Origin of the sequence: Hahella sp. KA22 (assembly GCF_004135205.1) — a bacterium.
Classification (GTDB): domain Bacteria; phylum Pseudomonadota; class Gammaproteobacteria; order Pseudomonadales; family Oleiphilaceae; genus Hahella.
This window is the reverse complement of the sequence record NZ_CP035490.1, coordinates 6,313,732-6,332,093: the sequence shown is the minus strand read 5'-3', so window position 1 is coordinate 6,332,093 and position 18,362 is coordinate 6,313,732. Positions and strand designations below refer to the sequence as shown.

Annotated in this window: 12 protein-coding genes, 2 tRNA genes and 3 rRNA genes; 12 read left to right on the top strand and 5 right to left on the bottom strand. The window is 49.8% G+C overall.

The genetic code is table 11. The features are described from left to right. Positions 1-10: 10 nt before the first annotated feature. The gene (locus EUZ85_RS28020; protein WP_127973415.1) at positions 11-454 is read right to left on the bottom strand and encodes a DUF4124 domain-containing protein; all 444 of its coding nucleotides are present in this window, start codon (positions 452-454) and stop codon (positions 11-13) included. Positions 455-903: 449 nt separating this feature from the next. Between EUZ85_RS28020 and EUZ85_RS28015 the strand changes: the two genes are divergently transcribed. From EUZ85_RS28015 to EUZ85_RS27960, 12 genes are all read left to right on the top strand, one after another. Continuing rightward, complete coding sequence (locus EUZ85_RS28015) at positions 904-2,619, top strand: acetolactate synthase 3 large subunit (RefSeq protein ID WP_127974601.1); 1,716 nt, start codon at positions 904-906, stop codon at positions 2,617-2,619. A gap of 5 nt (positions 2,620-2,624) precedes the next feature. Further along, positions 2,625-3,116, top strand: a complete 492-nt coding sequence (ilvN, locus tag EUZ85_RS28010) for an acetolactate synthase small subunit (RefSeq protein ID WP_127974600.1) — start codon at positions 2,625-2,627, stop codon at positions 3,114-3,116. A gap of 40 nt (positions 3,117-3,156) precedes the next feature. Beyond that, entirely contained in the window at positions 3,157-4,173 is a 1,017-nt protein-coding gene (gene ilvC / locus EUZ85_RS28005) for a ketol-acid reductoisomerase (RefSeq protein WP_127973414.1), read from the top strand. Positions 4,174-4,291: 118 nt separating this feature from the next. Continuing rightward, entirely contained in the window at positions 4,292-5,131 is an 840-nt protein-coding gene (gene pssA, locus EUZ85_RS28000) for a CDP-diacylglycerol--serine O-phosphatidyltransferase (protein ID WP_241566880.1), read from the top strand. 79 nt (positions 5,132-5,210) lie between these two features. Then, positions 5,211-6,221 (top strand): protein-methionine-sulfoxide reductase catalytic subunit MsrP, encoded by a 1,011-nt coding sequence (msrP, locus tag EUZ85_RS27995; RefSeq protein ID WP_127973413.1) that lies wholly within the window; start codon positions 5,211-5,213, stop codon positions 6,219-6,221. A gap of 1 nt (position 6,222) precedes the next feature. Continuing rightward, positions 6,223-6,837, top strand: coding sequence for a sulfite oxidase heme-binding subunit YedZ (locus EUZ85_RS27990; RefSeq protein ID WP_127973412.1), 615 nt, complete (start codon positions 6,223-6,225; stop codon positions 6,835-6,837). Between the two features lie 399 nt (positions 6,838-7,236). Then, a 16S ribosomal RNA gene (locus EUZ85_RS27985) occupies positions 7,237-8,770 on the top strand. 113 nt (positions 8,771-8,883) lie between these two features. Next, a tRNA-Ile gene (locus tag EUZ85_RS27980) sits at positions 8,884-8,960 on the top strand. 48 nt (positions 8,961-9,008) lie between these two features. Continuing rightward, positions 9,009-9,084: transfer RNA gene (locus EUZ85_RS27975), tRNA-Ala, on the top strand. A 318-nt stretch (positions 9,085-9,402) separates the two neighbouring features. Next, a 23S ribosomal RNA gene (locus tag EUZ85_RS27970) occupies positions 9,403-12,292 on the top strand. Between the two features lie 116 nt (positions 12,293-12,408). Then, positions 12,409-12,522 (top strand): 5S ribosomal RNA (gene rrf, locus EUZ85_RS27965). The 16S, 23S and 5S rRNA genes sit together here with 2 tRNA genes alongside, the layout of an rRNA operon. A 355-nt stretch (positions 12,523-12,877) precedes the next feature. Further along, positions 12,878-14,071: a glycosyltransferase family 4 protein gene (locus EUZ85_RS27960; RefSeq protein WP_127973411.1), complete on the top strand. Its 1,194-nt coding sequence runs from the start codon at positions 12,878-12,880 to the stop codon at positions 14,069-14,071. Here EUZ85_RS27960 and EUZ85_RS27955 read toward each other — a convergent pair. From EUZ85_RS27955 to lpxL, 4 genes are read right to left on the bottom strand one after another with little or no spacing between them, the layout of a single operon-like run. Continuing rightward, positions 14,068-15,042, bottom strand: a complete 975-nt coding sequence (locus EUZ85_RS27955) for a deacetylase (protein ID WP_127973410.1) — start codon at positions 15,040-15,042, stop codon at positions 14,068-14,070. The genes EUZ85_RS27960 and EUZ85_RS27955 overlap by 4 nt on opposite strands. A 1-nt stretch (position 15,043) precedes the next feature. Then, positions 15,044-16,195 carry a glycosyltransferase family 4 protein gene (locus EUZ85_RS27950; protein ID WP_127973409.1) on the bottom strand — a complete coding sequence of 384 codons (1,152 nt, stop codon included), beginning with the start codon at positions 16,193-16,195 and terminating at the stop codon, positions 15,044-15,046. After that, entirely contained in the window at positions 16,192-17,298 is a 1,107-nt protein-coding gene (gene rfaQ / locus EUZ85_RS27945; RefSeq protein ID WP_206617966.1) for a putative lipopolysaccharide heptosyltransferase III, read from the bottom strand. The genes EUZ85_RS27950 and rfaQ overlap by 4 nt, the downstream gene beginning before the upstream one ends. After that, positions 17,285-18,217: an LpxL/LpxP family Kdo(2)-lipid IV(A) lauroyl/palmitoleoyl acyltransferase gene (gene lpxL / locus EUZ85_RS27940; protein WP_129498771.1), complete on the bottom strand. Its 933-nt coding sequence runs from the start codon at positions 18,215-18,217 to the stop codon at positions 17,285-17,287. The genes rfaQ and lpxL overlap by 14 nt, the downstream gene beginning before the upstream one ends. Between the last annotated feature and the right edge of the window lie 145 nt (positions 18,218-18,362).

Genomic DNA, 18,362 nt, shown 5'->3' with positions numbered 1-18,362 from the left:
GTGCGAAGCGCTATTGCGCTCCGCACTTTTCGTCAATTAGCGCTTGGGTGTCTTTACGCTTTTGAAGTATTTCTTCAGGTGTCATGAAGCGTTGACTGCCATCTTCCTGTTCTTCACGGATTCTTGCATTGTTCATCAAAGTTTCTAGATTTACTTTTAGTAGCTCACAAACTTTCTTTTGTCTCTCATCTGCTTCTGCATTTTCCTTAATCTGTTGCTGTTTCAGTCGCTCCAACTCCTGTTGGTCACTTAACTCTTTGGACTGAGCATCTAAGTCTTGCCGCTCTTTAGTTGGCGTTCCTGTTTGCACGTTAAGTTCTTCACTGGTTTTAAAATCCGGCTTTTTATCAGAATAGTGGATAACGCCATTCTCATCGGTCCACTTATAAACACCGCTTGCAAAGGACAGAGAGCTGATACTTAACAGAAAAATAGAAAAGATGGCTGTACGCATAAAATCAAGGATCTCCAAGCCACTGAAATTCATAAACAACAGAGAGTACATAATACCGGAAAGATAGATGAAAGAGCAGCGTTGGTAAAGCCGCGGAAGCCTTGAAATGCGCATTTTCTATTGACAGAGACGGATGGGATGTCAGAATTGTCGATTGCTCGAACATCGACGTAACTTTTACGGCAAAACCAACAAAGCTACGAACGATCATGACCACACGATATCTGCAGACCACAGACTCCTAACACCAGGAGCAGTCTTTGAGTAAATGCCCAACAGGCATGTGTGAGCAAGTCAAGAGATAACCTCTCGCGATAAACAGCTAGTGTGGCGGCGTCCACCATATGTATCCTTTTGGGTCTATATTTGAGTGGAAGTTATTAGCAACCAGCCCTAATTCGCGCTGACGCATTCTGCGCGTATTAAGAGAGGAAGACGTGACGGCAGAAATGTTATCCGGCGCCGATATGATCGTGCGCTTTCTGCAAGACGAGGGTATCGAATACATATACGGATATCCTGGCGGTGCGGTGCTTCATATATATGATGCGCTGTTTCGCCAAAATAAAGTAAAGCATATCCTGGTGAGACATGAGCAAGCAGCCGCTCATATGGCGGATGGCTATGCTCGAGCGACAGGCAAGCCAGGCGTCGTTCTGGTAACCTCAGGTCCCGGCGCCACCAATACTGTGACAGGCATTGCAACCGCCTACATGGACTCAATTCCTATGGTGGTGTTGTGTGGGCAGGTTCCTTCCACGCTGATTGGCGAAGATGCTTTTCAGGAGACTGACATGATGGGCGTTTCTCGTCCTGTCGTGAAGCATAACCTGAGCGTCAGAGACCCCAGCGAAATCCCCGTCGTATTGAAAAAAGCCTTCTATCTGGCCTCTACTGGTCGTCCCGGGCCGGTTGTAGTCGATATCCCTAAGGATATGACTACGCCTAACGAGAGGTTCGAGTACGTATACCCCAAAAAGGTAAAAATGCGCTCATACAGCCCGCCAACCCGCGGGCATGCAGGACAGATAAGAAAAGCTGTAGATATGATGATGGCGGCGAAACGCCCCATCATATATGCAGGCGGCGGTATCGTTTTGGGACATGCCTCTAAAGAGTTGGTTGATCTGTCGCATCAGTTGAATTTTCCCGTTACCACGACCTTGATGGGGATCGGCGGATTTCCTGCGGATGACAAACATAGTCTTGGTTGGCTGGGAATGCACGGCAGCTATGAATCTAACATGGCTATGCACCATAGCGATCTGATTGTGGCTGTCGGTGCGCGATTTGATGACCGCGTCACCAATGCGACGGAAAAATTCTGTCCAGGCGCCAAGATTATTCATGTGGATATAGACCCAGCATCAATCTCGAAAACCGTTCAGGTTGATGTTCCTATCGTCGGGCCGGCTGCTTCCGTATTGCGCGATATGATTGCGTTTGTGAAAGAGGACAGCTCACGTCCAGATAAGGAAGCGCTATCGTCATGGTGGAAGCAGATTGATGAATGGCGCGCCTACCACGGTGGACGCTACCGCACTGACGACAGCGAGATGCTCAAGCCGCAGCAAGTCATTGAAATGCTGTGCAAGATCACGGAAGGCAATGCCTATGTCACCACTGACGTTGGCCAGCACCAGATGTTTACCGCGCAGTATTACCGCTTCAATAAGCCCAATCGCTGGATTAATTCTGGCGGTCTGGGAACCATGGGATTCGGTTTGCCTGCGGCGATGGGCGTCAAGCTGAGCTTTCCTGAAGAAGAGGTCGTGTGCGTGACGGGTGAGGGCAGTATTCAAATGAATATTCAAGAGCTCTCAACCTGCAAACAGTTCAATCTTCCGATAAAGATTATCAACCTGAACAACCGCTCCTTGGGAATGGTTCGTCAGTGGCAGGACATGAATTACGAGGCGCGTCATTCACAGTCCTATATGGAGTCTTTACCAGACTTCATGGCGTTGGCGGAAGCTTATGGGCATGTCGGGATTACCATTCGTAAGCCGGAAGAACTAGAGGAAGGTTTAAGAAAAGCTTTCGCAATGAAAGACCGTTTGGTGTTTGTCGATATTTATGTTGACCCTCATGAGCACGTTTACCCGATGCAGGTGGCGCGTGGCGCAATGAAAGATATGTGGCTAAGCAAAACGGAGAGGGTGTAAACGGCATGCGTCGAATCATATCAATGCTATTGGAGAACGAGCCTGGCGCGCTGTCTCGAGTGGTAGGACTGTTTTCGCAACGGAATTACAACATTGAAACGCTGACGGTGGCTCCAACAGAGGATCCGACACTTTCCAGGTTGACTGTCACGACGATTGGCTCCGACAGGGTCATTGAGCAGATTACCAAGCAACTTAACAAATTGGTGGAAGTCGTTAAGGTGGTCGATCTGACAGAAGGCGCCCATATTGAGCGCGAGCTGATGTTGATCAAGCTGAAAGCCAGTGGAGCCTTAAGGGCCGAAATAAAGAGAACAGCTGATATTTTCCGGGGACAGATTGTTGACGTGACCAGTACGGTCTATACGGTTCAATTAACCGGAGATAGTGACAAATTAGATGCTTTTATCCAGGCGATTGGAAAAAGCAGTGTGTTAGAAGTCGTGCGCAGCGGAGTTTCCGGGATTGCGCGCGGTGAAAAAACATTATCAGTTTAACGAGTAAGGGCGCGAGCGCGCACAGAAATAGGTGAATAAAATGCAAGTTTATTACGATAAAGATTGTGACCTTTCCATCATCCAGGGCAAGAAAGTTGCAATTATTGGCTATGGCTCTCAAGGGCATGCGCACGCTAATAACCTGAAGGACTCCGGTGTTGATGTATGTGTTGGTTTGCGTAAGGGGTCTGGTTCCTGGGCCAAAGCTGAAAACGCAGGACTTGCAGTTAAAGAAGTGGCGGAAGCTGTCGCTGGCGCAGATGTAGTAATGATTCTGACTCCAGATGAGTTCCAGGCGAAACTATACAAGTCAGAAATTGAGCCGAATCTTAAGAGTGGCGCTACGCTGGCGTTCGCTCACGGTTTCAGCATTCATTACAACCAAATCGTGCCACGGGCGGATCTGGACGTCATTATGATCGCCCCCAAGGCTCCAGGGCATACGGTTCGCTCTGAGTTCGTAAAAGGTGGCGGCATTCCCGACCTGATCGCTATTTTCCAGGACGCTTCTGGTTCAGCGAAAGACTTGGCTCTTTCCTATGCTAGCGGTGTTGGCGGAGGCCGTACCGGTATCATTGAAACTACCTTTAAAGATGAAACCGAAACTGACCTGTTTGGTGAGCAAGCAGTGCTGTGCGGTGGTGCAGTAGAGCTGGTGAAAGCTGGTTTCGAAACACTGGTGGAAGCTGGTTACGCGCCAGAGATGGCGTACTTCGAGTGTCTGCATGAGTTGAAGCTTATTGTCGACCTAATGTACGAAGGCGGTATCGCCAACATGAACTACTCCATTTCCAACAACGCGGAATATGGTGAGTATGTCACTGGTCCTGAGGTTATCAATGATCAGTCCAGAGCGGCTATGCGCAATGCGCTGAAGCGCATTCAGGATGGTGAATACGCCAAAATGTTTATCGCCGAAGGCGCTCATAACTACCCATCAATGACAGCTTATCGTCGTAATAACGCAGCTCATCCGATCGAGCAAGTTGGTGAAAAACTGCGTAGCATGATGCCTTGGATTGCATCCAATAAAATCGTGGATAAGTCCAAAAACTAATCTGCGATAATGCCACAGACCTGAAAACGCGGCGTAAGCCGCGTTTTTTTTTGGGCTGGTTGTCTAATCCTGCTCTCATGTATAGTTGTTTGCTCTATTGGAAATTATTGAGTGATATATGACCTCTTCAAACTCTAAAAAAGAAGTCGAGCTTGCTGACATCAAAGCTGATGCTTCCTGCAAAAAAGATGAAACTGTTGCGGGTGCGGAAGTCGTTGAAGAAGAAGTTGTCGGTGGGGCCAAGGTGCGGCGGAGAGGGGTATACCTGTTGCCCAATCTTTTTACTACAGGATCCTTATTTTCAGGCTTTTACGCGATTGTCGCCGCAATGCATGGAAACTTTGAGAATGCCGCTATTGCGATATTCATTTGTATGATTCTCGATGGCTTGGACGGGCGAGTGGCGCGCCTGACCAATACGCAAAGCGCGTTTGGCGCTGAATACGACAGTTTGGCCGATATGGTGGCCTTTGGTGTGGCTCCTGCATTAGTAGCCTTCACTTGGACATTATCTGATCTTGGAAAGATAGGCTGGGTCGCTGCTTTTATATACGTGGCCGGCGCAGCATTACGGTTGGCTAGATTTAACACCCAAATAGGGTCGGTGGATAAAAAGTATTTTGTTGGCCTTCCTAGCCCCTCCGCCGCTGCAGTTGTCGCCGGAACGGTTTGGACGCTACACACATTGGAGCACTCCATATGGCTGTCATACGGCGCAGTGTTAATTGTCGCTGGCGCGGGAGTGCTGATGGTCAGTAACATTTTGTTTTATAGCTTTAAGGAATTTGACCTCAAGGGGCGGGTGCCCTTTGTCGCCATACTGGTCGTTGTGTTGATCTATGCGGTCATTGCCACGGCTCCTGCGCAGGTGCTATTGGGCGGCTTTTTGCTATACACCGTTTCAGGCCCATTCCAGGCGCTGCAGCGTTGGAGAAAAAAGAAACGGCAGGCCAATTGAATTTTTTCTGATCCCTGCGGTCTAACCTTGGTGTGAATTAATGATTTAGTTGTTACACCTTGCTGGAAGGACCGCTTCAATGCTCATCAAAACCTCTTCAGATATTCCCTCGTCAGAGATAACCGACGAAAAAGTCTACCTGTCACGCCGTAGTTTTATGAAAGGCGTGGCGGTTGCGGCAGTATCGAGCTCTGCTGCTGGGTCATTAATTGGTTGTACGAGTTCTGCGAGTGCGGCGGTTACTCCTTCAAGACAAGCATGGGAAAAGTTGGTGGCTCCCCAGTTTCAAAATATTAAAGCTGGGTCCTTCAATACTACTGAAGAGCAGACCCCCTACGAAGACATTCTTCGTTATAACAACTTTTATGAGTTTGGTACCGATAAAACTGATCCGTCCAGATATGCGGAGCAGTTGGATATTCAGCCATGGTCTATCAAAGTGGATGGCGAATGCGGGAAGCCCGGAAGTTATCAACTTGAAGACCTTATCAAAGAAAATCAGCTGGAAGAGCGTGTGTATCGTCTGCGCTGTGTCGAGGCATGGTCGATGGTGATTCCTTGGGTGGGGATACCCATGGCGACTATTCTGAAAAAGTTTGAGCCTAACTCTAATGCGAAGTATGTCGCTTTTGAGACGGTGGTCAGACCAGAGCAAATGCCGGGGCAGCGCTCACTGTTCAGCAGCATTGAGTGGCCTTACAGAGAAGGCTTGAGAATTGATGAGGCTATGCATCCTCTTACTCTGGCGGCAGTTGGTCTTTATGGCAAAATCCTCCCTAATCAGAACGGCGCCCCGATACGGTTAGTGACTCCATGGAAATACGGCTTTAAAAGTATTAAGTCGATTGTTGGGATTAAGTTTCTGAGGGATGAACCGTATACAACGTGGAATGCTTTAGCTCCCAATGAGTATGGCTTTTATGCAAACGTAAATCCCAGTGTCGACCATCCCCGCTGGAGTCAGAAAACTGAGCGGCGTTTACCTGGAGGTCTCTTCGGTCCTAAACGCATAGACACCCTAATGTTCAATGGCTATGCAGATGAGGTTGCGAGTCTTTATGCTGGCTTGGACTTAAGGAAGAATTACTAATATGGCTGCGGATAAGTGGGGGGCTGCTCGTTGGTGGGGGATATTTGTGTTGTCTATCGGGCCACTAATATATCTGATTTATCGGGTAGTCTCCCGAGACTTAGGGCCTGATCCTGGAGAGGCGATTACGCGCTTTTCAGGCCTTTGGGCTTTGAACTTCCTATTAATAACGCTTGCGGTTACTCCACTAAATCAATGGTTAAAGCTACGCTGGTTGGTGCGCTACCGAAGAATGCTTGGGCTCTACTCCTGGTTTTATGCGACATTGCACTTTGCTGCGGGCTTTTTGCTGGTGCTGGATATTCAAAATTTTATCCAAGAAATAACTAAGCGCCCTTATATAACAGTAGGCTTTGTGGCTTTTGTGATTCTGGTGATGCTTGCTGCGACATCACCTAAATTCATGGTTCGTAAACTAGGAAAAAGTTGGAAGAAGCTACATAAGCTGGTTTATCTGAGTGGTGTTCTCGCGGTTGTGCACTTTGTTTGGCTGGCTAGAGCTGATTACACCGAGCCATTTACGTATGCATTTATATTGGCATTGCTTCTCGTGATGCGCCCAGCCTATCGCCGTTTTGGCTCTGCCAGTAGAACACGAGGAGCAGCGCTTAATTGATTGATTTGTATGCAGAGATACGTTTTTTAAGTTTTTTGGAAGAAAGTTAAAAAATGGAGTTGACGGGAAAGAGGAGGGGCGTATAATGCGCCCCACTTCGACGGGGAAGCCGGTCGGAGGGGAAGGAAAGAGCTGGTTCGAAAGAGTCGGCGGCGCTAAAAAGGAGTTGACACTGAGAAACGAAAGTGTAGAATGCGCGCCTCGGTCGGAGAGAGTCTCCGGAAGAGAAAGTTCTTTAAAAAGTTAATCAAGTAATTTGTTGTGGGCGCTAACTGAGGCGGATCTGGAAAGATTAAGTCTTAAGTTAGTGACTCGTACAATTCATGGGTGAGCAATCACTCAAGAGTACAGTAGTTTTAACTTGAGCAAGATTAAGAATCTTAATGATTCACACTCTTTAAACTGAAGAGTTTGATCATGGCTCAGATTGAACGCTGGCGGCAGGCTTAACACATGCAAGTCGAGCGGTAACAGTCCTTCGGGAGCTGACGAGCGGCGGACGGGTGAGTAATGCATAGGAATCTGCCTGTTAGAGGGGGATAGCCCGGGGAAACTCGGATTAATACCGCATACGCCCTACGGGGGAAAGCAGGGGATCTTCGGACCTTGCGCTAACAGATGAGCCTATGTCGGATTAGCTAGTTGGTAGGGTAAGAGCCTACCAAGGCGACGATCCGTAACTGGTCTGAGAGGATGATCAGTCACACTGGAACTGAGACACGGTCCAGACTCCTACGGGAGGCAGCAGTGGGGAATATTGGACAATGGGGCAACCCTGATCCAGCCATGCCGCGTGTGTGAAGAAGGCCTTCGGGTTGTAAAGCACTTTCAGTGGGGAGGAAAGGGCAGTTGCTAATATCAGCTGCAGTTGACGTTACCCACAGAAGAAGCACCGGCAAACTCCGTGCCAGCAGCCGCGGTAATACGGAGGGTGCGAGCGTTAATCGGAATTACTGGGCGTAAAGCGCGCGTAGGCGGTTGCTTAAGCTAGATGTGAAATCCCCGGGCTCAACCTGGGAACTGCATTTAGAACTGGGCGACTAGAGTTTTGGAGAGGAGGGTAGAATTCCAGGTGTAGCGGTGAAATGCGTAGAGATCTGGAGGAATACCAGTGGCGAAGGCGGCCCTCTGGCCAAAAACTGACGCTGAGGTGCGAAAGCGTGGGGAGCAAACAGGATTAGATACCCTGGTAGTCCACGCCGTAAACGATGAGAACTAGCCGTTGGGGTCCTTAGAGACTTTAGTGGCGCAGCTAACGCGATAAGTTCTCCGCCTGGGGAGTACGGCCGCAAGGTTAAAACTCAAATGAATTGACGGGGGCCCGCACAAGCGGTGGAGCATGTGGTTTAATTCGAAGCAACGCGAAGAACCTTACCTGGCCTTGACATCCAGAGAACTTTCCAGAGATGGATTGGTGCCTTCGGGAACTCTGAGACAGGTGCTGCATGGCTGTCGTCAGCTCGTGTTGTGAAATGTTGGGTTAAGTCCCGTAACGAGCGCAACCCTTGTCCCTATTTGCCAGCACTTCGGGTGGGAACTTTAGGGAGACTGCCGGTGACAAACCGGAGGAAGGTGGGGACGACGTCAAGTCATCATGGCCCTTACGGCCAGGGCTACACACGTGCTACAATGGGGCGTACAGAGGGTTGCCAAGCCGCGAGGTGGAGCTAATCTCTTAAAGCGTCTCGTAGTCCGGATTGGAGTCTGCAACTCGACTCCATGAAGTCGGAATCGCTAGTAATCGCGAATCAGAATGTCGCGGTGAATACGTTCCCGGGCCTTGTACACACCGCCCGTCACACCATGGGAGTGGGTTGCACCAGAAGTAGCTAGTCTAACCTTCGGGAGGACGGTTACCACGGTGTGATTCATGACTGGGGTGAAGTCGTAACAAGGTAGCCGTAGGGGAACCTGCGGCTGGATCACCTCCTTAAACGATATCCAACTGTCTCAGTTTGGCGTCCACAACAAATTGCTTGATTGGCGAGTAGAGAGCTTACTTAAGGGTCATCAGACCCGTGACGCAATCGAGAGATTGCAAGTTCTGGGTCTGTAGCTCAGGTGGTTAGAGCGCACCCCTGATAAGGGTGAGGTCGGTGGTTCAAGTCCACCCAGACCCACCAGAATTTCCTTGTTCTTGGTGAATAACTAGGTTTGATTAGGAAAATTATGGGGCTGTAGCTCAGCTGGGAGAGCGCCTGCCTTGCACGCAGGAGGTCAGCGGTTCGATCCCGCTCAGCTCCACCATTCACAGAATGGTAGTAGTACGGTTGACAATTAAGTAAGTGAAATCTGACGGTTTCAGATGATAGAAACGAATACAGCATGAAAGTTTCAGAAAGATGACTGTATTGGTTTCTGGCATTTGGTCAGAGAAGCTCTTTAACAATTTGGATAAGCAAAGTAAAAACCAACGTGGTGACAGATGAAGTTTATTTGTCACTTAACGGATAGGTTTTACTGAGTAGTTATACTCAAGCGCAATATCGGCAAATTATTGTTACGGTGAAACCAGCGCTGTATAGCTTGAAGTGATGGCAGTAATGAAATTACTTCGGGTTATATGGTCAAGTGAATAAGCGCATACGGTGGATGCCTTGGCAACTGGAGGCGATGAAAGACGTGAAAGCCTGCGATAAGCGTCGGCGAGGTGGCAAATAACCTTTGACCCGGCGATCTCTGAATGGGGAAACCCACCTGATTTATCAGGTATCCTGCACTGAATCCATAGGTGTAGGAGGCGAACCGGGGGAACTGAAACATCTAAGTACCCCGAGGAAAAGAAATCAACCGAGATTCCCTCAGTAGCGGCGAGCGAACGGGGAACAGCCCTTAAGCTTTGTGACAGATAGGAGAACGCTCTGGAAAGTGCGGCCATAGTGGGTGACAGCCCCGTATCTGAAATCTTATCAAAGTGAAATCGAGTAGGTCGGGACACGTGTTATCTTGACTGAATATGGGGGGACCATCCTCCAAGGCTAAATACTCCCAGTTGACCGATAGTGAACCAGTACCGTGAGGGAAAGGCGAAAAGAACCCCTGTGAGGGGAGTGAAATAGAACCTGAAACCGTATGCGTACAAGCAGTGGGAGCAGATTTATTCTGTGACTGCGTACCTTTTGTATAATGGGTCAGCGACTTACGTTTAGTGGCGAGCTTAACCGAATAGGGGAGGCGTAGGGAAACCGAGTCTGAATAGGGCGAATTAGTCGCTAGGCGTAGACCCGAAACCGAGTGATCTAGCCATGGGCAGGTTGAAGGTTGAGTAACATCAACTGGAGGACCGAACCGAAATCTGTTGAAAAAGATTCGGATGACTTGTGGCTGGGGGTGAAAGGCCAATCAAACTCGGAGATAGCTGGTTCTCCCCGAAAGCTATTTAGGTAGCGCCTCGGACGAACGCCTACGGGGGTAGAGCACTGTTTGGGCTAGGGGGTCATCTCGACTTACCAACCCCATGCAAACTCCGAATACCGTAGAGTGATATCCGGGAGACACACGGCGGGTGCTAACGTCCGTCGTGAAGAGGGAAACAACCCAGACCGCCAGCTAAGGCCCCCAAGTCCATGTTAAGTGGGAAACGATGTGGGAAGGCAGAGACAGCTAGGAGGTTGGCTTAGAAGCAGCCACCCTTTAAAGAAAGCGTAATAGCTCACTAGTCGAGTCGGCCTGCGCGGAAGATGTAACGGGGCTCAAACATGGCGCCGAAGCTGCGGATTCATCCAATGGATGAGTGGTAGGGGAGCGTTCTGTAAGCTGATGAAGGTGTGTCGAGAGGCATGCTGGAGGTATCAGAAGTGCGAATGCTGACATGAGTAACGATAATGCGGGTGAAAAACCCGCACGCCGGAAGACCAAGGGTTCCTGCGCAACGCTAATCGGCGCAGGGTGAGTCGGCCCCTAAGGCGAGACCGAAAGGTGTAGTCGATGGGAAATCGGTTAAAATTCCGATACTTTGTATTGCTGCGATGGGGGGACGGAGAAGGCTAGGTCAGCCTGGGATTGGTAGTCCAGGTTTAAGCCTGTAGGCAGTGTGTTTAGGCAAATCCGGACACACAATGCTGAGGGGTGATGACGAGCTCTCTTTAAGAGAGCGAAGTGATTGATGCCCAGCTTCCAGGAAAAGCCTCTAAGCTTCAGGCAATACAAAACCGTACCCCAAACCGACACAGGTGGTCAGGTAGAGAATACCAAGGCGCTTGAGAGAACTCGGGTGAAGGAACTAGGCAAAATGGTGCCGTAACTTCGGGAGAAGGCACGCCGTCATTACGTGAAGGCCCTGCGGCTGGAGCGGAAGGCGGTCGAAGATACCAGGCCCCTGCGACTGTTTATTAAAAACACAGCACTCTGCAAACACGAAAGTGGACGTATAGGGTGTGACGCCTGCCCGGTGCCGGAAGGTTAATTGATGGGGTTAGCGTAAGCGAAGCTCTTGATCGAAGCCCCGGTAAACGGCGGCCGTAACTATAACGGTCCTAAGGTAGCGAAATTCCTTGTCGGGTAAGTTCCGACCTGCACGAATGGCGTAACGATGGGGGCGCTGTCTCCACCCGAGACTCAGTGAAATTGAAATCGCTGTGAAGATGCAGTGTATCCGCGGCTAGACGGAAAGACCCCGTGAACCTTTACTATAGCTTCACAGTGGACTTTGAACCTGCTTGTGTAGGATAGGTGGGAGGCTTTGAAGCGAGGACGCCAGTTCTCGTGGAGCCATCCTTGAAATACCACCCTGGCATGTTTGAGGTTCTAACTCTGACTGGTAATCCCGGTCGAGGACACTGTGTGGTGGGTAGTTTGACTGGGGCGGTCTCCTCCAAAAGAGTAACGGAGGAGCACGAAGGTGCGCTAAGTACGGTCGGACATCGTACGGTTAGTGTAAAGGCAAAAGCGCGCTTAACTGCGAGACAAACACGTCGAGCAGGTACGAAAGTAGGTCTTAGTGATCCGGTGGTTCTGTATGGAAGGGCCATCGCTCAACGGATAAAAGGTACTCCGGGGATAACAGGCTGATACCGCCCAAGAGTTCACATCGACGGCGGTGTTTGGCACCTCGATGTCGGCTCATCACATCCTGGGGCTGAAGCCGGTCCCAAGGGTATGGCTGTTCGCCATTTAAAGTGGTACGCGAGCTGGGTTTAGAACGTCGTGAGACAGTTCGGTCCCTATCTGCCGTGGACGTTGGAGATTTGAGGAGAGTTGCTCCTAGTACGAGAGGACCGGAGTGAACGAACCGCTGGTGTTCGGGTTGTGATGCCAATCGCATTGCCCGGTAGCTATGTTCGGACGGGATAACCGCTGAAAGCATCTAAGCGGGAAGCCCCCTTCAAGATAAGATCTCCCTGAGGACTTGATCCTCCTAAAGGGCCCTTGTAGACCACGAGGTTGATAGGCTGGGTGTGTAAGCGCTGCGAGGCGTTGAGCTAACCAGTACTAATTGCCCGAGAGGCTTGACCATATAACACCGAAGTAATTTACCGGTATTGATTGAGTATAACTGCTTATCCAAGTTAAAGGTCTTCTGACCAAGCGCCAACTAGACAAGCTAGACTAAGACAAAGCTTAACGGTTTTGCCTGATGATCATAGCGGACTGGAACCACCTGATCCCATTCCGAACTCAGAAGTGAAACAGTCCAGCGCCGATGGTAGTGTGGATTACCCATGCAAGAGTAGGTCGTCGTCAGGCTCTTAATACGAAGAACCCGTCCTCGTGACGGGTTTTTTTATGTCTGAAATTTATCGCAGGGCAGGACATGCAAACGGCCTCCCGTGCGGCCCTGCGCCACGACTCTTCCCTCCCGCACCCCCCCAGCTCAGTGAAAGTCCCGCGAGGGCGACTCCAGACCCTTAAGATGTTACGTCAGACCTGACTGTACCTTTATGCTAGCTCTAAAGTAACTCTCTACAATTGGTGACAACGTTAGTCTGGCAAAGCGATTATTGTTAATAAACAATGAATGCTTTGGTATGTATAATGCCGAGCCCTGTTATATCTAGGGCGTTGTGTTTTTTACTGGCTATTTGGAAAGGCCCACTTCTTAATGAGAATACTACACCTAATAAATCTTGATAATGTTGGTGGCGTCGAAAGGTTATTCTGTGAGTTTATAAGCCACACGACCCCATCTGACGTAACAAACTTGGTTTTAGCGGATAGTAAAAACATTGCGCCTTTATTGAAACCAGTCGTTAAGCGCTTTTCCAAGCAAATATCTTTTTACAAACATTGGGGAAAACTGAAAATCCCTAAGAAGCCGGTAAGTCTTAGATTGAGGCATCGTCGTCGTTGTATTCATGAGTCTAAGCCGGATCTGGTGCTAATCTGGAATCAACTTTCAGATATCCAGCAAGGCGACATCCCGCAGGGGGTGCCTGTGGTGTATTACGAACACGGGATGGCTTGGTATTCCCATAATCCCTTGAAGGAGAGAAACTTCTTTCCACAAGTGGACGGGTACATAGCGGCCTCTTACGCTGCAAAGAGAATGCTGGAACTCAAATATGGCGTTAATGGGAGAATTGACGTTTGCTTGAATCCTATCCGCAATGCATGTCTGGAATACCCACAAAAAACGAAGCAGGATGATAAAGACAGACCTTTTGTTATTGGCGTAGCATGTAGATTGGTTGCGTTAAAGGCGGTCAATTTAGGCATATACGCGCTGAAGGAAATACTGGATAGAGGAGTTTCGTGCGAATTAAGAATTGCCGGAGCTGGGCCCATGCGAGAAAAGCTAGAGGCGTTAGCAGTGAAGCTGGGCGTGAAGGAGTCTGTGTCGTTCTTAGGTTTGGTTGATGATATGGACAACTTCTACAGAGGTATAGATTGTCTGTTGTCGACCTCTATTCATGAAACGTTTAGCTTGGTCAGTGCGGAAGCAATGGCCGCTGGTTGCCCTGCGATAGTTGGTAAAGTAGATGGGCTACCTGAGGTTGTGAAGGATGAGGTGACAGGCTTCTGTTTGCCTCCCTCCCTTTGTAAGGATGAATATCTGAAAATGGACGCATCAAGTCCTCATCTGCCGCCGCAGATATATGATGTTGATGCGGATGAAATCGTTCCTCCTAAACTATTAGCTCCGGCGGAAATCGCGGAAGCTGTTCAGAAGCTGGCTCAATCTAATGAGCTTTATCAACAAATGAGCGGTGAAGCTCAAAAGTGGACTCGAAGCCAATTCCAATTTGAGCGATATATGTCAGAGATGATGTCGGCGCTGCGTTCTTATTGTTCTTAGTTGTTTACGCCAAACTGTTTGGCGAACTCCGTCAATGTGGCTCCGCGATAACGCCCATTGGCGGCTTTAAATAATTCTGTAAGATCGCGGTATAAAGCTTCGATAGACTCTTTGGTTTTAAAAGTCGGACTGCCCCCAGGCATAAACTCAGATGAGTGCAGTATAAACTCGACATATGGGCGTTTGTTTTGCTGTGCTTCGTCTAGTACTCGCAACATATTTTTAAGGTTGTTTCCTGTTGGTCTCAACCAGATTGTCGCATCCTCTTTCTCACGGCCCTTTAGTTTGTTAATTGCTTTACGGCACCGGCTGATGAACTTTGAGTATTTTGGCAGGATGCTTACAGGCAACTCCAGTAGGGATGAAGCGCCTTTTTTGCGAATATCGCTCAGATCGAGATAGTAAGGCGCATCTGGAAATCCACGGTAGTCTGTTCCCCCTTGTTGCTTAGGGTCCCCTAGATTCTTGCGCCAACTGACGCCAGGGGTCACAGAGCAATCCACTAAGTAGCCATGCCTAACCAGCGTCTGCGCATAGAACTCGTTAAACGCCCATCTTCCTGCACGATGACTAGTCATTTTGCTGGAGAAAGTGTCTTCCAAGAGTTTGGTTAGATAGTCAATTTTCTGTTCTATAAGAGCTTCTGGATATTCAATTAGATAAGGCAGATAGCGATAGTCGTCCTCCGTCAGACTCTCCTCGGGCGGGCTATTCCAGGCATGAAGATGCATGCCGACCTCAGCTGTATTTCGTTCAAGGCAGTCTTTTGCGAACTCAATATATTCGTCGGATATCGCCATTTCATAATTGGTCAAGTAAGTCGGCTTGAGACCAAAGCGCTCACACAACTCCTGAAACCGCGGGAGGAAACCTGCGTTCTTTGTTTCAATTTGGCGGGGGCTGGACCAGATATTATCGCCCTCTGTGTCAATAGTTATCAAAAAGGCGGGTTTAGGCTCGGCTGATTGCATTCTATGATTCCATGCTGCCGTTTACCGGGAGTAAACGTTTATATAAGTCTGTTAATTGTTGGCCCATGCGCTCTGGGCTGTATGGTTCAATAGCTTTACGCGCAGCGGCGCCAAGGTTAAGCCTATGAGGCTGGTCGAGAAGATTGGTGATCGCGTTGGCACAGCCAGCAGAGTCCAATGCGTCGACTACATAGCCGCTCTCACTTCGTTTAACCAGTTCTGCGCCACCGCATTGCCTGGATGTGATCACGGGTAAGGCGCAGGCCATTGCTTCAAATATAACGTTAGGAAAGGGATCGTATAGGGCAGGTAAAATAAGGGCGTCGGCGGCGGCGTAGTAGGGAATAACCTCTCTTTTTACCCCCGCGAAATGTACTCGCTCATTCAGCCCCAGTTTGTGTGCTTGTGATCGGTAAGCCCTCTCGTGCTTATCCCCGCCGACCACGATCAAGTGAGTCTGAGGCGAAGTTTGAGCTAGAGCGGTGATAGCAGTAGCTAAGCCCTTCCTTTCAAACCCTGATCCAACAAATACTAAGGCTGTTGCCTCTGTTGGAATACCCAACTGTTGACGGATTTTGGCTCGGTGTGGCGCACAAGCTTGAGGCGAGAACTGCTCTGCGTTGACGCCGTTGTAAATAACATGAATGTTGGCTTCGGGAAAGTTGAAATAACGGATGATTTCCTCTTTCACCATATGAGAATTACAAATGACCGCGCGTAATCGGGATGATGCGAATAAGCGCTTTTCACTTTCCAATACATAGCGATGGTAAGGGCTAAGCTCCAACCACCTTTGCTTAACCTTCGGCAGAATCCGTTTGCGCTGTTCCAGCCAGGATCGGTGTACGCCGTCACCCGCGCGGTAGATGTCACAGCAGGGCATGCGCTCGTGGGACTGCACAAGATCAAAGTCATGCTCTGCAACTTGAGCGCAGACAGCCTGAGCAAAGCGTTTTTCCCGGGATATGCGCCCCCACTTGGGAGGGTTGCAGGTGATGACTCTGACGTTACTGGCTTGCCCTTCCCATTTTCGGGTAAGTACGGTCAGCTCCAGATTTTGTGCGCCGAGAGCATCCAGCGCCCGACTGATGAAGCGTTCCGCTCCGCCGTCAGGCCGGTATTTCTGTCTGATTATCGCCAATTTGATCGTCACGACGTCAAGCGCTCCACGGCATTCAGTGTCTGTTCAACCTTTATGTGTGACAGGCATTCACTTCGCCAGCCATCGCCGCATCCGGCAAGGTCGCAGGGGCGGCAAGGATGGTTTGACGATAGAATTACGTGTTTGTTTAGCCAGGGAGACCACTCCCGTTCGTTGCTGGGACCAAATAGGGCTACGCACGGAGTTTGAGTTGCTGAAGCAATATGCATCGGAACAGAGTCTACGCCGATGAACAACTTCGCATGCTGTATCAGAGCTATTAACTCTTTGAGCGTCAGAGTCCCGCTGAAGTTGATAACGGGGTGAACCAGACGCCCCAGAATATCTTCCATCATACGCATTTCATCCCCGCTCGGGGCTGCGCTAAGGACTATGGTGTGTCCCCTTTCCTGTAATCGATTGATTAGGTCCGCCATTTTATCCACATCCCAACTTTTAAAAAGCCAGCGGGAGGTAGGATGTATGTGGATGTATTCACCTGTTGACGCGCCCTGTTCCGCCAAGCGATCAAGGACTGCGTGTTCTGCTGAATCGCCTGCGACAGCGGTCAGGCGTCGTTCTTCATCACTTGGATACAGGCCTATTCTGCGTAGAGCGTCGAGGTGTTTCTCAACGGTATGGCGATGTTTTGCGTTCACTGGATAGTGATGAGTAAATGTCTTTTTCCAGAGTTTTCCTGGACGTCGGGCGTAGATCTGACAGACGGAAAACCTGGGCTTAAGCAATCGAGTCAACAACATGCCGCGCCAGTGTTCGGTTAAGTGAATAACCAAGTCGTACTGACGTTGCTTGAGCTGACTAATCAGCCCCCATTCCGCTTCAAGTTGACGTCGAACGCCGAGCTTCTTCCATCCCCTGTCAATCAGATGCAATTGCGATATGGCAGGGTGAAGACTCAGCATGTCCTGAGTATCTTTGTATACCAAGCCATCTACCTCAAGATGAGGGTGTTGTGACTTTAACGCGGTAAAAACGGGAGAACTCAGCAGAACATCGCCATGGTGGCGAAGCTTGATGACAAGAACTCGCTTGATCCTGGAAAAGTCCACCGCGTCCTTTAGCAGGAGGCTGGGAATGATTTTACTTGCCGCCATAATGCGAATGATTCTCCCTGTTCTCCTCAGTCTTAAACCGCCGATGCATCCACAGGTATTGGGCGGGATAGCGGCGGATGGCGTTTTCTATCGCCAGATTCGTGGCGGTGGCGTCTGCAAGGTCGTCGCCGGATGGGTAGTCAGATAGCGCGGGCTCGAAGTAGACGTCGTAGCCCCCGTTTTCGTTACGGAAGTGACTAAAGGGGACCACAGGCGCTCCGGTTTTTTGCGCGATGCGTGATGTAGTGGTGATCGTTGCCGCCGGAACATTAAAAAATGGCGCGAATACACTGCCGCGCAGGCCATAATCCTGATCTGTGGCGTACCAGATCGTACCGCCGGCTTTCAGGTGGCGGATGAGGCCGCGTAAATCATCTTTTCCCATTACGGGATGGCAGAAGTCACTGCGGGCGCGAGTCATCACCAGATTGAATAAGGGATTATCGTGGTCTCTCTGCATGCATGCCGCAGTGGAATAGAGGTCAAACAGTGCGCCGCCGAGGTCCAGTGTGGTGAAGTGCCCCCCCAGCAATATTACGCCTTTGCCTTTGGCCTGAGCTTCTTGCAGGTTTTCCAGGCCATGAGCTTTGGTGATGGCGCGAAAGCGCTCTTTTCCTGTAAACCAGGCGGAGGCGGCCTCGAAATAGCCGATGGCGTTGTTGTCAAAGGCGGACTTTACCAAAGCTTGTCTCTGCGCTGCGGCAAGTTCTGGAAAGCAAAGATTAATATTAACCTCGGCGATTTTGCGTCGCTTGGGCAAAAAATAGTAGGCGGCGCGGCCCAACATAATCCCCAGGGCGCGTTGAAAGGCCAAAGGCGCATGGGCGATCAGCCATAGTAAAGCGATCCCAAGCCAGGTTGGCCAGTAGCGGGGGTGAATAAAGTCTGAGTAGGTCAGATCGCGTTTCTCTTCGGACACTTAACGGCGTTCCCAAAACAAAAGAAGCGCATTTTAGCCCGATCCCGTCCGGCTCTCCAGTTTGTCAGGCCAGTTGACGGAGCGGTAAGGTGCTGTGAGGGGGAGAGGCGTGCTAATATTGCGGCGCGATTCTTCCATCGCAAAC